This is a genomic window from Enterobacter sp. 200527-13, assembly GCF_027924865.1.
Taxonomy (GTDB): Bacteria; Pseudomonadota; Gammaproteobacteria; order Enterobacterales; family Enterobacteriaceae; genus Enterobacter; species Enterobacter ludwigii.
Window position 1 is genome coordinate 97,002 of the sequence record NZ_BSCM01000003.1, and the last position, 13,212, is coordinate 110,213.

The 13,212-nt window shown below is 54.5% G+C and carries 13 protein-coding genes; 7 read left to right on the forward strand and 6 right to left on the reverse strand.

The annotated features are described in order from the left end of the window. Window positions 1-70: 70 nt before the first annotated feature. From nadC to hofC, 4 genes are all read left to right on the forward strand, one after another. Window positions 71-964, forward strand: coding sequence for a carboxylating nicotinate-nucleotide diphosphorylase (nadC, locus tag QMG44_RS12565; protein ID WP_047743424.1), 894 nt, complete (start codon window positions 71-73; stop codon window positions 962-964). Window positions 965-1,137: 173 nt separating this feature from the next. Further along, window positions 1,138-1,575 carry a prepilin peptidase-dependent pilin gene (gene ppdD / locus QMG44_RS12570; protein WP_047743422.1) on the forward strand — a complete coding sequence of 146 codons (438 nt, stop codon included), beginning with the start codon at window positions 1,138-1,140 and terminating at the stop codon, window positions 1,573-1,575. 10 nt (window positions 1,576-1,585) lie between these two features. After that, complete coding sequence (gspE, locus tag QMG44_RS12575; protein ID WP_040018631.1) at window positions 1,586-2,968, forward strand: type II secretion system protein GspE; 1,383 nt, start codon at window positions 1,586-1,588, stop codon at window positions 2,966-2,968. Then, window positions 2,958-4,142 carry a protein transport protein HofC gene (gene hofC / locus QMG44_RS12580; RefSeq protein WP_047743414.1) on the forward strand — a complete coding sequence of 395 codons (1,185 nt, stop codon included), beginning with the start codon at window positions 2,958-2,960 and terminating at the stop codon, window positions 4,140-4,142. Before gspE ends, hofC begins: the two co-directional genes overlap by 11 nt. 33 nt (window positions 4,143-4,175) lie before the next feature. Here hofC and QMG44_RS12585 read toward each other — a convergent pair whose 3' ends face one another. Continuing rightward, window positions 4,176-5,219, reverse strand: coding sequence for a GMP reductase (locus tag QMG44_RS12585; protein WP_014168641.1), 1,044 nt, complete (start codon window positions 5,217-5,219; stop codon window positions 4,176-4,178). Between the two features lie 228 nt (window positions 5,220-5,447). Here QMG44_RS12585 and coaE point away from each other — a divergent pair, with 228 nt between their 5' ends. Genes coaE through yacG form a run of 3 tightly spaced genes read left to right on the forward strand, consistent with a single transcriptional unit; the run spans window position 5,448 to window position 7,015 of the window. Next, window positions 5,448-6,068, forward strand: a complete 621-nt coding sequence (gene coaE / locus QMG44_RS12590; RefSeq protein WP_014168640.1) for a dephospho-CoA kinase — start codon at window positions 5,448-5,450, stop codon at window positions 6,066-6,068. Then, the gene (zapD, locus tag QMG44_RS12595; RefSeq protein ID WP_014168639.1) at window positions 6,068-6,811 is read left to right on the forward strand and encodes a cell division protein ZapD; all 744 of its coding nucleotides are present in this window, start codon (window positions 6,068-6,070) and stop codon (window positions 6,809-6,811) included. The genes coaE and zapD overlap by 1 nt, the downstream gene beginning before the upstream one ends. Before the next feature lie 9 nt (window positions 6,812-6,820). Continuing rightward, on the forward strand, window positions 6,821-7,015 hold the full coding sequence (gene yacG / locus QMG44_RS12600) for a DNA gyrase inhibitor YacG (protein ID WP_020882580.1): 195 nt from the start codon (window positions 6,821-6,823) through the stop codon (window positions 7,013-7,015). Between the two features lies 1 nt (window position 7,016). On the opposite strand, the gene mutT is transcribed toward yacG, so the two are convergent. The 5 genes from mutT to ftsZ form a co-directional block, all read right to left on the reverse strand. After that, window positions 7,017-7,409 (reverse strand): 8-oxo-dGTP diphosphatase MutT, encoded by a 393-nt coding sequence (gene mutT / locus QMG44_RS12605; RefSeq protein WP_014168637.1) that lies wholly within the window; start codon window positions 7,407-7,409, stop codon window positions 7,017-7,019. Window positions 7,410-7,466: 57 nt separating this feature from the next. Next, on the reverse strand, window positions 7,467-10,172 hold the full coding sequence (secA, locus tag QMG44_RS12610) for a preprotein translocase subunit SecA (protein ID WP_014168636.1): 2,706 nt from the start codon (window positions 10,170-10,172) through the stop codon (window positions 7,467-7,469). Between the two features lie 60 nt (window positions 10,173-10,232). Further along, entirely contained in the window at window positions 10,233-10,736 is a 504-nt protein-coding gene (secM, locus tag QMG44_RS12615) for a secA translation cis-regulator SecM (RefSeq protein WP_165764070.1), read from the reverse strand. Between the two features lie 283 nt (window positions 10,737-11,019). Then, window positions 11,020-11,937: a UDP-3-O-acyl-N-acetylglucosamine deacetylase gene (lpxC, locus tag QMG44_RS12620; protein WP_014168633.1), complete on the reverse strand. Its 918-nt coding sequence runs from the start codon at window positions 11,935-11,937 to the stop codon at window positions 11,020-11,022. Between the two features lie 101 nt (window positions 11,938-12,038). Further along, window positions 12,039-13,190, reverse strand: coding sequence for a cell division protein FtsZ (ftsZ, locus tag QMG44_RS12625; RefSeq protein WP_008501978.1), 1,152 nt, complete (start codon window positions 13,188-13,190; stop codon window positions 12,039-12,041). Window positions 13,191-13,212 lie beyond the last annotated feature (22 nt).

The following is a 13,212-nucleotide window of genomic DNA, read 5'->3' on the forward strand; positions in this document are numbered from 1 at the left end:
ATGGTGCTGTTACTCGGTTCAGAGTAGCATGTTTCAATATTATGATTCGTTACCAATTTGGAGTTTTATCATGCCGCCTCGCCGTTACAACCCCGACAACCGACGTGAAGCGCTTCTGGAACGTATTAGTATGGATATTCCGGCAAGTGTTGCCCATGCCCTGAAAGAAGATCTGGGCGGTGACGTCAGCGCCGACAGGGATATTACCGCACAATTATTGCCAAAAGAGACTCGCTCACATGCGGTCATTATTACGCGCGAAGAGGGTATTTTTTGCGGTAAGCGTTGGGTTGAAGAGGTCTTTACCCAACTGGCAGGCGATGAGGTGCAGATCACCTGGCATGTCGACGACGGTGATGCGATTACGGCAAATCAGCCGCTGTTCGAACTTGATGGACCTTCCCGCGTACTGCTGACCGGCGAACGAACCGCGCTGAACTTTGTGCAAACGTTGTCCGGCGTGGCAAGCGAAGTGCGTCGCTACGTTGACCTGCTGGCGGGTACCCGCACGCAGTTGCTGGATACCCGCAAAACGCTACCGGGTCTGCGCACTGCGTTGAAATACGCTGTGCTCTGTGGCGGCGGTGCAAACCATCGTCTGGGGTTGTCTGACGCGTTCCTGATTAAAGAGAACCATATCATTGCCTCGGGATCCGTGCGTCAGGCGGTCGAAAAAGCCTTCTGGCTGCATCCGGATGTGCCCGTCGAAGTGGAAGTCGAAAACCTGGAGGAGCTGGAGCAGGCTATCAAGGCCGGCGCCGATATCATCATGCTTGATAACTTCGAAACCGAGCAGATGCGCGAGGCGGTAAAACTGACTAACGGCAAGGCCCAGCTTGAAGTATCCGGCAACGTGACGTTTGATACGATCCGTGAATTCGCCGAGACCGGCGTTGATTTTATCTCCGTTGGGGCGCTGACCAAGCACGTTCGCGCCCTCGACCTCTCGATGCGCTTCAAATAATGACCCTCCCCTCTCGTTGCGGAGAGGGGAAATTCACTCCCGCTCGCAAAACCATTGCCCTACCCTGCAACACGTCACGAATTCCCTGAAAGCCCCTTCACGTTCCTTTTTTTGCCCCTCGTTTCTGCGCTGTCTCACTGCCAGAGTAGCCCTACTTAACGTAAGGAGCAGACATGGACAGACAACAAGGATTCACACTCATTGAGCTGATGGTGGTGATCGGCATTATTGCCATTCTGAGCGCCATCGGCGTTCCCGCGTACCAGAACTACCTGCGAAAAGCAGCGTTGACCGATATGCTGCAAACCTTCATTCCCTACCGCACCGCCATTGAGCTTTGCGCCCTGGATCACGGCGGCGTGGAGAGCTGTGACGGAGGCAGTAATGGTATCCCGTCCCCCACCACTACCCGCTACGTTTCAGGCATGAACGTGGCGAAAGGCGTCGTGACCTTAACCGGCCAGGAGAGCCTTAACGGGCTGGAGGTGGTCATGACGCCACAATGGAATGATGGCAACGGCATGACGGGGTGGACGCGTGACTGCAACATCGGTACCGACAGCGCGCTCAAGCAGGCCTGTGAAGACGTTTTCCGCTTCGACACCCACTGAGGAGCGGATGATGAATACCGATCAGCTTGTCGCACTTTGTCTGCGTCATCATGCCCTTCTGCTGAGCAGCGATAGCGACATGATTAGCATTGCCGTCGTGGGAAACCCCGGCCCTGAACTGATGGAAGCCCTGCGTTTCGCTACCCAGAAACGGATTGATATCGAGTGCTGGAGCGCCGAGCGCATGGAAAAGCACCGGCAGTTAACCACACAAACGCATCTGCCCGTCGTTACGCCGACACACTCAGCGGTGGATATTCTCAACCACACGCTTCAGCAGGCGATAAACCAACGCGCTTCTGATATTCATATTGAACCGATGGAGCTGACTTGCCAGATTCGCCTGCGCATCGACGGCGTGCTTTGCCCGCAGCCCCCACTTTCAGCCGCGCTGGCCACCATGCTCAGCGCCCGGTTAAAAGTGCTGGGTAACCTCGATATTGCGGAGCGCCGCTTACCGCAGGACGGTCAGTTTACGATTGAGCTGGCAAACGAGCCGGTCTCATTTCGCATCGCCACACTTCCCTGCAGCGGGGGTGAAAAAATTGTACTGCGCCTGCTGCATCAGGTTCAGCAATCTCTTGAGCCAGAAACGTTGGGGATGAATGCTAAACAGCTGGCCGGCTTTAGCGAAGTGCTCCACCAGCCGCAGGGGCTGATTCTGGTTACCGGCCCCACCGGCAGCGGTAAAACCGTGACGCTGTACAGCGCGCTGCAGGCTCGAAACACGCCGGATGTGAACATCTGCAGCGTGGAAGACCCGATAGAGATCCCGCTTGCAGGATTAAACCAGACGCAGATAAACCCGCGTGCGGGCCTCACCTTCCAGACGGTGCTGAGAGCGCTGCTACGTCAGGATCCTGACATCATTATGGTCGGCGAAATTCGTGATGGCGAAACGGCAGAGATTGCCATTAATGCCGCACAAACGGGGCATCTGGTGTTGTCAACGCTACACACCAACTCGACGGCGGAAACCCTGATCCGCCTGCAGCAGATGGGGGTGGCGCGATGGATGATCTCTTCCGCCCTCTCGCTGGTCATCGCCCAGCGGCTGGTGCGCCGTTTATGCCCCCATTGCCGCCAGGAAACCGACAAGCGGGCAGAACTGCCTCGCTCCGTTTGGCCCCGGCCGCTACCGCGCTGGCAACCCACCGGCTGTGAGCGCTGTTATCATGGTTTTTACGGTCGCGTCGCCATTTTTGAAGTGCTCGTCATTGACCAGACACTCCGGCAGGCCATTGCCAGCGGAGCGGGGTCAGAGGTGATAGAGGCCAGCGCCCGTCAGGCAGGAATGACATCCCTTTTCGAACATGGCTGTATGGCTGTTGAACAGGGACTGACCACGCTCGAAGAGTTGCTGCGTATCCTGGGAATGCCCGATGGCTGCTAATCACCTCTGGCGCTGGCGTGCGCTATCCGTTGAAGGAGAGCCCCGAAGCGGGGCTCTGTGGGCAACTGACCGCAATGCGGCTTTCGACAGGCTGATGCGCAAAGCGCTGCATCCTCTGACAATCACCCGCTGCACGCAGAGGTATCGCTGGCGACCACATCACCGCTACGAGGTATTTCGCCAGCTCGCCACGCTTTTGCAGGCGGGCCTGACACTGTCTGACAGCCTGCAGATGCTGGCGGACCAGCATCCGATAACGCCCTGGCAGGCACTCCTGCAAAGCCTTGCCGATGAGCTGAGTGAAGGATGCCCTTTTTCTGAGGCGCTGAAGCGCTGGCCCGCGGTATTTAGCCCACTGTATGTGTCGATGGTGAAGACCGGTGAACTAACCGGGAAGCTGGAGACGTGCTGCCGTGAGCTTGCCCAGCAACAAGAATCACAGCAGCAACTCAGTGCGAAAGTGAAAAAGGCACTGCGTTACCCGATGGTAATCCTGGCTCTGGCGGTACTCGTGGTGCTGGCCATGGTCACTCTGGTCTTGCCCGAATTCGCCGCCATCTACAAAACGTTTAATACCCCGCTCCCGATGCTGACACAAATAGTCATGGGAATGGCAACGTTTATACAGTCCTATGCCCTCGCGCTGTTCGCGGGGCTACTCCTTCCCATGATCATCGCCTGGGGTTTGCGGCAGGATCCGCGCTGGCAACACGTACTGCTGCATATCCCCGTCATGGGCGCGCTGGCTAAAGGACAAAAGCTGGGGCAAATTTTTACCGTGCTGTCGCTCACGCAGCAGGCGGGCATCGCTTTTTTAAAGGGTCTGGAGAGTGCAGAAGAGACGGTTGAGAGCAGGTACTGGCAGGGGATACTCCGCGCCATCCGGGAAGACATTGAAAAGGGTTACCCCCTTTGGGCATCCTTTCAAAAGGCGGCGGTTTTTACTCCACTGTGTATTCAGCTATTGCGAACCGGCGAAACGTCAGGTGCGCTCGATATCATGCTGGTAAACCTGGCGCGTCACCACACGGAGCAAACCTTTCAGTCAGCAGATAACCTGGCTGCCGTGCTGGAGCCTGTGCTGCTGATCGTGACGGGTGTGATTATCGGCACGCTGGTGGTGGCAATGTATCTGCCTATCTTCCATCTCGGGGATGCGATGAGTGCGGGATAACGCTGGCACACGGATGCGCGCCAGCTTACGCGATTACAGGCTATTGAAAACGCGGTTTTCCTGTTCCTGAACGCGGATAAAGGTCGTGCGTTTCGTCAACTCTTTCAGGCGGGATGCCCCCACATAGGTGCAGGCCGAACGCAGGCCACCAAGAATGTCACGTGCGGTATTCTCAACCGGGCCGCGCAGCGGCAGCTTCACGGTTTTGCCTTCTGCCGCACGGTATTTTGCAACGCCACCCACGTGACGGGTCATCGCCGATTCAGAGCTCATACCGTAGAACAGCATAAATTTCTCGCCGTTCTCTTCCACCACGGTACCGCCACTCTCTTCATGACCTGCCAGCATACCGCCAAGCATCACGAAGTCTGCGCCGCCGCCGAAAGCTTTCGCGACATCACCCGGGGTAGTACAACCACCGTCACTGATGATCTGGCCGCCCAGGCCGTGCGCAGCATCGGCACATTCAATAACCGCCGAAAGCTGCGGATAACCGACACCGGTTTTCACACGCGTGGTGCACACGGAACCCGGGCCAATGCCCACTTTGACGATATCTGCGCCAGAGAGGATCAGCTCCTCACACATCTCGCCGGTCACTACGTTACCCGCAATGATGGTTTTGTTCGGCCAGGCTTCACGCGCCTTGCTCACGAACTGCACGAAGTGTTCGGAATAACCATTCGCTACATCAATACAGACGAAGTTCAGCGCGGGGTTACTCTTGAGGATTTGTTTGGTCTTTTCGAAATCGGCATCTGAGGTTCCGGTAGAGACCATCACATGCTTCACGACCTCAGCAGAAGCGGATGCCACAAAGGCGTTCCACTCTTCAGGGCTGTAGTGTTTATGCACTGCCGTGAGGATGTCGAACTGTGCCAGCGCGGTTGCCATCTCGAAGGTTCCCACGGTATCCATATTGGCAGCGATGATCGGCACGCCAGACCAGGTCTGACCGGAATGTTTAAAGGTGAATTGACGTTCGAGTTCAACGTCTGAGCGACTTTTCAGTGTAGAGCGTTTAGGGCGGATAAGAACGTCTTTGAAACCTAACTTCAGATCTTCTTCGATACGCATGTGCGGATTCCTGGGGTTAGAGGCAAATATGTTAAAAGCACAACTCCAGTGACGTTATCATACGCACTAATACCTGCTCCGCAAGACTGCGAAATTCTCTTTTTTTACGCTACAATCCTATAAATTTACCTGGTAAAAAGCCGGTAAAGAGAGCTAAACATTGGCTGGCACACGTTTGAATTTCAACCACCTGATTTTAATAATGAATAATTCCCAGGATTTGATTTAATGGGGTATACCGTCGCATTAACCGGCGGCATCGGTAGTGGCAAAAGTACCGTTGCGGACGCTTTCGCTCGCCTGGGTATCGCGATTATCGATGCCGATATCATTGCCCGTCAGGTGGTAGAACCGAATACACCCGCGTTAAAGGCCATTGAAGAACATTTTGGTCCGGCCATCATCAATGCAGACGGCACGCTAAATCGCCGGCAGCTTCGCGAATGCATTTTTTCCGATTCTGCGGAAAAGGTCTGGCTTAATGCTCTGCTCCACCCCATTATCCACCAGGAAACTCAGCGTCAGATTGCCGCCGCCCGCTCACCGTATGTGCTGTGGGTAGTTCCGTTGCTGGTAGAAAATCAGCTGCAGAAGAAAGCCGATCGGGTTCTGGTCATTGATGTCCTTCCCGAAACGCAAATCCAGCGAACCATGACGCGCGATCGCGTCTCGCGCGAACATGCCGAACAAATTCTTGCCGCTCAGGCCACGCGCGATCAGCGCCTGGCCGTTGCGGATGATGTTATTGATAATAACGGCGCACCAGATGCCATTGCATCGGATGTTGCCCGTCTGCACGCGCAGTATTTGACCTTCGCCGCGCAGGCCGTTGCACAGGAAAAACCATAATGTCGACTCACATCCTTTTTGAGCATCCGCTTAACGAAAAAATGCGTACCTGGCTGCGTATCGAATTTCTTATTCAACAACTCTCGCAACATCTGCCTGTCAACGATCACGCCACTGCGTTGCACTTCTTCCGTAATGTGGGCGACCTGCTGGATGTGATTGAGCGTGGAGATGTTCGCACCGAATTACTGAAAGAACTTGAGCGTCAGCAGCGTAAACTGCAGGCATGGGCGGAAGTCCCGGGTGTTGATCAAAGCCGTATCGATTCCCTGCGTCAGCAGTTAAAAAGCAGTAGCAGCACGTTAATGGCTGCCCCTCGCGTTGGCCAGTTTTTGCGTGAAGATCGCTTGATTGCCCTGGTACGCCAGCGCCTGAGTATTCCCGGTGGATGCTGCAGCTTTGACCTGCCGACGCTTCATATGTGGCTGCACATGCCGCAAACGCAGCGTGATGCGCAGGTGAATATCTGGCTGGAAAGCCTGGAACCGATGCACCGGACGTTATCGCTGATCCTCGATCTTATCCGTAACTCTGCGCCGTTCCGCAAGCAGACCAGCCTGAACGGTTTTTACCAGGATAACGGGGACGATGCCGATCTGCTGCGACTGAACCTTTCGCTCGACGTGCAGCTTTACCCGCAAATTTCCGGGCATAAGAGCCGTTTTGCGATTCGCTTTATGCCGCTGGACAGTGAAAATGGCACCGTGCCGGAACGCCTCGATTTTGAACTGGCCTGTTGTTAAGGAGTGCCAATGTCTGACGTAACCATCGTAAACTGCCCAACCTGTGGCAAAAGTGTTGTCTGGGGCGAAGTGAGCCCATACCGCCCATTCTGCTGTAAACGCTGTCAGTTAATTGACCTGGGCGAATGGGCGGCGGAAGAGAAACGCATTCCGAGTGAAGGCACTCTTTCGGACAGCGATGACTGGAGTGAAGAACAGCAGTAAATTAAACGCCCTGCACTAACCGGGTAATCACAGGCTCATTTGCCGGCGGGAATTTGTCGGCATCGCTTGCCTGCAGTTCAACCCAGTTACCCGGTTGCCCCTCTTTGCCCCAGGGATCCCCCTCCCAGTTTTCCACCAGCCAGAACCAAAGCGTAATGTGACGATCGGGAAACTGGTATTCGAGCTTGTCAAACAGCGTTGCGCCAAGCGGGGTGATCCCCACTTCTTCCTGAAGCTCACGGATCAGCGCCTGTTCCGGCGTTTCGCCTGACTCGATTTTCCCGCCCGGAAACTCCCATTTGTTCGCCATATGGGCGTCGGCGGCGCGCTGGGTGATAAAGAACTGGTTTTGCGGGTTGCGAATAATCCCGACGGCAATTTGCAGTATTTTCATATTGTCACTTCCATAAAAAAGGCGCAGATTTCTGCGCCTTTTTGTTTTGTTATGAATTTAGCTCAGACGACCGTGGCACGCCTTGTATTTTTTACCGGAACCACACGGGCACGGATCGTTGCGGCCAACTTTACGATCGCCAGTCTGGGCCGCGATCGCTGCCGCAGCTTCGCTCTCGTCAGTCTGGTGGCTCAGCTGTTGCATCTGTGCCAGACGCTCAGCTTCTTCACGGCGCTGTTGCTCCATTGCTTCCACTTCTTCCGGCATGCGTACCTGAACTTTGCTCAGGGTGCTGATCACTTCATACTTCAGTGACTCCAGCATGGACGCAAACATGGCGAAGGATTCACGCTTGTACTCCTGCTTCGGATCTTTCTGCGCGTAACCACGCAGGTGGATACCCTGACGCAGGTAGTCCATCGCCGCCAGGTGCTCTTTCCACAGGGAGTCCAGCGTTTGCAGCATCACGCCTTTTTCGAAGTGACGCATCATCTCAGCGCCAACGACTTCTTCCTTACGCTTGTATACGTCCAGCGCGGTTTCGAAAATACGTTCACGCAGGGTCTCTTCGTGCAGCTCAGGCTCTTTGTCCAGCCACTCTTTGATTGGCAGTTCGAGGTCGAAGTCGTTTTTCAGGCGTTCCTGCAGACCTTCGATATCCCACATTTCTTCCAGAGACTGCGGTGGAATATGCGCGTCGATAGTCGCTTTGAATACGTCTTCGCGAATGCTGTTGATGGTGTCGCTCACGTCGGACACGTCCAGCAGTTCGTTACGCTGGGTATAGATGGCACGACGCTGGTCGTTGGCCACATCATCATATTCCAGCAGCTGCTTACGAATATCGAAGTTGCGGCTTTCCACTTTACGCTGGGCGTTAGCAATCGCTTTGGTGACCCACGGGTGTTCAATGGCTTCGCCAGGTTTCATACCCAGTTTACGCATCATGCCGGAAACACGGTCGGAGGCGAAAATACGCATCAGCGCATCTTCCATAGACAGGTAGAAGCGGGAAGAACCGGCATCGCCCTGACGACCCGCACGGCCGCGCAGCTGGTTATCGATACGACGAGATTCGTGACGTTCGGTACCAATGATATGCAAACCACCGGATGCCAGCACCGCGTCATGGCGTACCTGCCAGTCCGCTTTAATCTGAGCAATCTGCTCCGGCGTTGGGTTTTCCAGCTCGGCAATCTCTGCCTGCCAGCTACCACCCAGCATAATGTCGGTACCACGACCCGCCATGTTGGTGGCGATTGTTACCGCTGCCGGGTAACCCGCCTGCGCAACGATATCCGCCTCTTTGGCGTGGAATTTGGCGTTCAGAACGTTGTGTTTGATGCCCGCTTTGGTCAACTCATTGGAAACCACTTCGGATTTCTCGATGGAGATTGTCCCCACCAGCACCGGCTGGCCATTAGCGGTACGATCGCGAATATCTTCAATGATCGCCTGAATTTTTTCCGCTTCGGTCATGTACACCAGGTCCGGCATATCCTTACGGATCATTGGACGGTTGGTGGGTACGACCACGGTATCCAGTTTGTAGATGGAGCTGAATTCAAATGCTTCGGTATCTGCAGTACCGGTCATCCCCGCCAGCTTCTCGTACAAACGGAAGTAGTTCTGGAAGGTAATAGAGGCCAGCGTCTGGTTTTCATTTTGAATATCAACGCCTTCTTTGGCCTCAACGGCCTGGTGCAGACCGTCAGACCAGCGACGTCCCTGCATGGTACGGCCAGTGTGCTCATCAACGATGATAACTTCACCGTCTTTCACGATGTAGTCGACATCGCGGGTGAACAGCGCGTGGGCACGCAGCGCGGCAGTGACGTGGTGCATCAGCATAATGTTCGTCGGAGAGTACAGAGACTCGCCCTCTTCCATGATGCCTTCAGCCACCAGCAGCTCTTCAATTTTCACCAGACCGCGTTCGGTCAGGTTCACCTGCCGCGCTTTTTCATCGACAGAGAAGTGACCTTCACCCTGGAAGGTGTCGGAATCTTCTTTCTCCTGACGCAGCAGGTGCGGAATGATTTTATCGACTTTACGGTACATCTCGGAGCTGTCTTCGGCCGGGCCGGAGATGATCAGCGGGGTACGCGCTTCATCGATCAGGATGGAGTCCACCTCATCCACCAGCGCATAGTGCAGTTTACGCTGCACGCGCTCTTCAGGGCTAAACGCCATGTTGTCACGCAGGTAGTCGAAGCCGTATTCGTTGTTGGTACCGTAGGTGATATCCGCGTTATAGGCTTCACGTTTGGCGGGTGCCGGCAGACCGGACATGTTGATGCCAACGGTCATGCCCAGGAATTCGAACAGGGGACGGTTGTTTTCGGCATCACGCTGTGCCAGATAGTCGTTGACGGTAACGACGTGAACGCCTTTACCGGTCAGTGCGTTCAGGTAGGCGGGCAGCGTTGCGGTCAGGGTTTTACCTTCACCGGTACGCATTTCCGCGATGCAGCGCTCGTTAAGCACCATACCACCCAGCAGCTGAACGTCGAAGTGACGCATGCCAAACACACGTTTACTGGCCTCACGCACAACGGCGAAGGCTTCAGGGATCAGGCTTTCCAGCGTTTCGCCTTTTTCAAGACGCGCGCGGAATTCTACGGTTTTCGCTTTCAGCTCGTCATCAGAGAGCTTCTCCATCGCCGGCTCCATGCCATTGATGACGGTAACAGCTTTGCGCATACGGCGCAGGGTACGATCGTTACGACTACCAAAAACTTTTGTTAACAATTTGATTAGCATAATAAATTCTCAAACGCCCCAGGTTGGGCAGATAAATTAAGGTATTGAAAAAAGGTTAATTTAGCTGAGGCGTTGAGGCCCGGCGCGGATGCCGTGAACCTGGCTAATCCATGTCGAAACGGAGAAGCTCGCAGGAGGAACGTGCGCGATTTGTGTGGTCTGACGCACCATGACGGGTGGCTGACTGTCCTGCGTAAGCAGCGCGTTAAGCGTGTCCAGCAGAGCAAGATGCTGCGCCTGTACCGGCAGCGTCTCTTCAGCAACAGGCAGTGCCTGCGGAGCCATCGCAAATGACAGATGGCGAATAACGGTACGGATCGCATGCTGGTGCCAGTAATCCACCGAGAAATTCGGGCGGCGATTGGCTTCAAGCCATGCCAGGTTAGTAAAATTAACCCGCGTGTTGAGATCGTGTTTGGTTGTGGAGGTCTTCGTCGGCGTCGCCGCTTCCGCACTGTTGCTGAGCGCAGGCAAGCCGAAACTCGCCGCGACCATCCCTAATAAGAGATGCGGCCAGAAGTAACGTCTGCCAAATTGTCGCCAGCGCGTCAGTATTCCGCTCACTTGCTCCACCACATTAAGCCAGCCTTCAACAGGCTGAATTCAATTATTCTTTTAAGCGCCCAGATATTACCACTAAAGCCAATACACAGCAGCAGGAATGACGTATTGCTGCGGGGAAAAACGGTCAAGAATGCAGCTAACGCACAGATTTTCTGCACCGGGCAAACGAGAAGTGACGCTGGGGCAAATAAATGAAGAGGGGTAAAAATAAAAACGACTGGTCTCCCTGGTCGGAGAGAGTACCAGGTTAACCAGTCGATTTTTTACGAAACGGCTTTAACCGTTACGCCAGTACCGTGTTTGGTGCTTTGAAGGCCAGCGGCAGCTCAGCTTCGTCTTCAAAGGTCACATATTCCCAGGCTTCCTGTTTTGCCAGGACTGCCTGCAACAGTTTGTTGTTCAGTGCATGACCGGATTTAAACGCGGTAAATGCACCAATGATGTTGTGACCACACATAAACAGGTCGCCGATAGCATCCAGCATTTTGTGACGAACGAATTCATCTTCAAAACGCAGACCGTCTTCGTTCAGTACGCGATAATCGTCAACAACGATGGCACAATCGAAGCTGCCGCCCAGGCACAGGCCGCGGGACTGCAGATATTCGATATCACGCATGAAGCCAAACGTACGGGCACGGCTGATCTGGCGCATAAACGCATCAGCAGAGAAGTTCATCGCATAGCGTTGGGTGCTGGCATCAATCGCCGGATGGTTAAAATCGATGGTAAAGTCCAACGAGAAACCATTGTACGGTTTGAATTCAGCCCATTTGTCGCCATCTTCGACGCGAACGGTCTCTTTGATACGAACAAATTTTTTCGCGCAGTTCAGTTCTTCGATGCCGGCATCCAGCAACAGATAGACGAACGGAGCAGCACTACCATCCATGATCGGGATTTCTGGCGCATCGACTTCAACCATAATGTTGTCGATACCCAGACCCGCCAGGGCGGCGTTCAGGTGCTCTACGGTAGAAATCCGCACGTCATGCTCGTTCACCAGACAAGTACAGAGCATAGTATCACGCACAGATTTGGCATCGGCCGGAAAGTCTACCGGTGGATTCAAGTCGGTGCGACGATAGATGACCCCGGTATTGGCCGGCGCAGGGCGTAACGTCAGTGTGACTTTCTTGCCGGTATGTAAACCGACACCAGTCGCCTGAACGATACGTTTAAGTGTCCTTTGTTTGATCATCGTATAATCTCGCCAAATTAACTATCCAACCGAAAGTGTATATCACTGACGGTGGGCCAGTTTAGCACAAAGAGCGAAAATCCCCAAATTCCAGCCAATTCTTAGTCAGCTTGCTTGCGCAGGAACGCCGGGATATCCAGATAATCTGGCTCTTTCGCCGTTTGCGGAGTGGGGTCGTTAACCACTTTCGCGGCCGGTTTCTGCTCCTGAGTCAGAGGAGACATACCGTGCTGCTGGTAACGATCCATAACCGGCTGCTGAGTCTGTTTGTTGGTCACCAGGGTGATCTCAGGACGCTTGTCCATACCGATACCGGTAGCAACAACAGTAACACGCAGCTCGTCGTTCATTTCCGGGTCAAGGGAAGTACCGATTACCACGGTAGCGTTGTCAGAGGCGAACGCACGGATAGTGTTACCCACGGTTTCAAACTCATCCAGACGCAGGTCGAAGCCAGCGGTAATGTTGACCAGCACGCCGCGCGCACCAGACAGGTCGATATCTTCCAGCAGTGGAGAAGAGATAGCCATTTCAGCCGCTTCTTCTGCACGGTCTTCACCGCTTGCCACGCCAGAGCCCATCATCGCGTAGCCCATTTCGGACATCACGGTACGAACGTCTGCAAAGTCAACGTTCATCAGACCCGGACGGGTAATCAGTTCAGCGATACCCTGCACCGCGCCTTTCAGCACGTCGTTGGCTGCGCCAAAAGCGTCCAGCAGAGAGATACCGCGACCCAGAACTTTCAACAGTTTGTCGTTCGGGATGGTAATCAACGAGTCCACGTGCTTGGACAGTTCAGTGATACCCTGCTCCGCGAAAGCCATACGCTTCTTGCCTTCAAAGTTGAAAGGCTTGGTCACAACAGCAACGGTCAGGATACCTAAATCTTTCGCTACTTCAGCCACAACAGGTGCTGCGCCGGTACCCGTACCGCCACCCATACCCGCTGCGATAAAGACCATGTCCGCACCTTCCAGTGCAGCGCGCAGGGCCTCACGATCTTCTTCAGCCGCATTACGACCGACTTCCGGGTTAGCCCCAGCGCCCAGCCCTTTGGTGATGCCACCGCCGATCTGGATAGTCTGGCCTACAGCCGTCTTACGCAGTGCCTGTGCATCGGTGTTAACTGCAAAGAACTCAACACCTTCAATGCGTTCACGCACCATATGCTCTACGGCGTTACCGCCGCCGCCACCGACGCCGATGACTTTAATCACCGCGTCGTTGGTCAGTTCCATAGGTTCAAACATAATTTCTCTCTCCGTTGTGCCT

Bases quoted from the DNA above. Each gene is read 5' to 3' on its own strand.
- nadC (WP_047743424.1), top strand. From the start codon at position 71: ATGCCGCCTCGCCGTTACAACCCCGACAACCGACGTGAAGCGCTTCTG.
- ppdD (WP_047743422.1), top strand. From the start codon at position 1,138: ATGGACAGACAACAAGGATTCACACTCATTGAGCTGATGGTGGTGATC.
- gspE (WP_040018631.1), top strand. From the start codon at position 1,586: ATGAATACCGATCAGCTTGTCGCACTTTGTCTGCGTCATCATGCCCTT.
- hofC (WP_047743414.1), top strand. From the start codon at position 2,958: ATGGCTGCTAATCACCTCTGGCGCTGGCGTGCGCTATCCGTTGAAGGA.
- QMG44_RS12585 (WP_014168641.1), bottom strand. From the start codon at position 5,219: ATGCGTATCGAAGAAGATCTGAAGTTAGGTTTCAAAGACGTTCTTATC.
- coaE (WP_014168640.1), top strand. From the start codon at position 5,448: ATGGGGTATACCGTCGCATTAACCGGCGGCATCGGTAGTGGCAAAAGT.
- zapD (WP_014168639.1), top strand. From the start codon at position 6,068: ATGTCGACTCACATCCTTTTTGAGCATCCGCTTAACGAAAAAATGCGT.
- yacG (WP_020882580.1), top strand. From the start codon at position 6,821: ATGTCTGACGTAACCATCGTAAACTGCCCAACCTGTGGCAAAAGTGTT.
- mutT (WP_014168637.1), bottom strand. From the start codon at position 7,409: ATGAAAATACTGCAAATTGCCGTCGGGATTATTCGCAACCCGCAAAAC.
- secA (WP_014168636.1), bottom strand. From the start codon at position 10,172: ATGCTAATCAAATTGTTAACAAAAGTTTTTGGTAGTCGTAACGATCGT.
- lpxC (WP_014168633.1), bottom strand. From the start codon at position 11,937: ATGATCAAACAAAGGACACTTAAACGTATCGTTCAGGCGACTGGTGTC.
- ftsZ (WP_008501978.1), bottom strand. From the start codon at position 13,190: ATGTTTGAACCTATGGAACTGACCAACGACGCGGTGATTAAAGTCATC.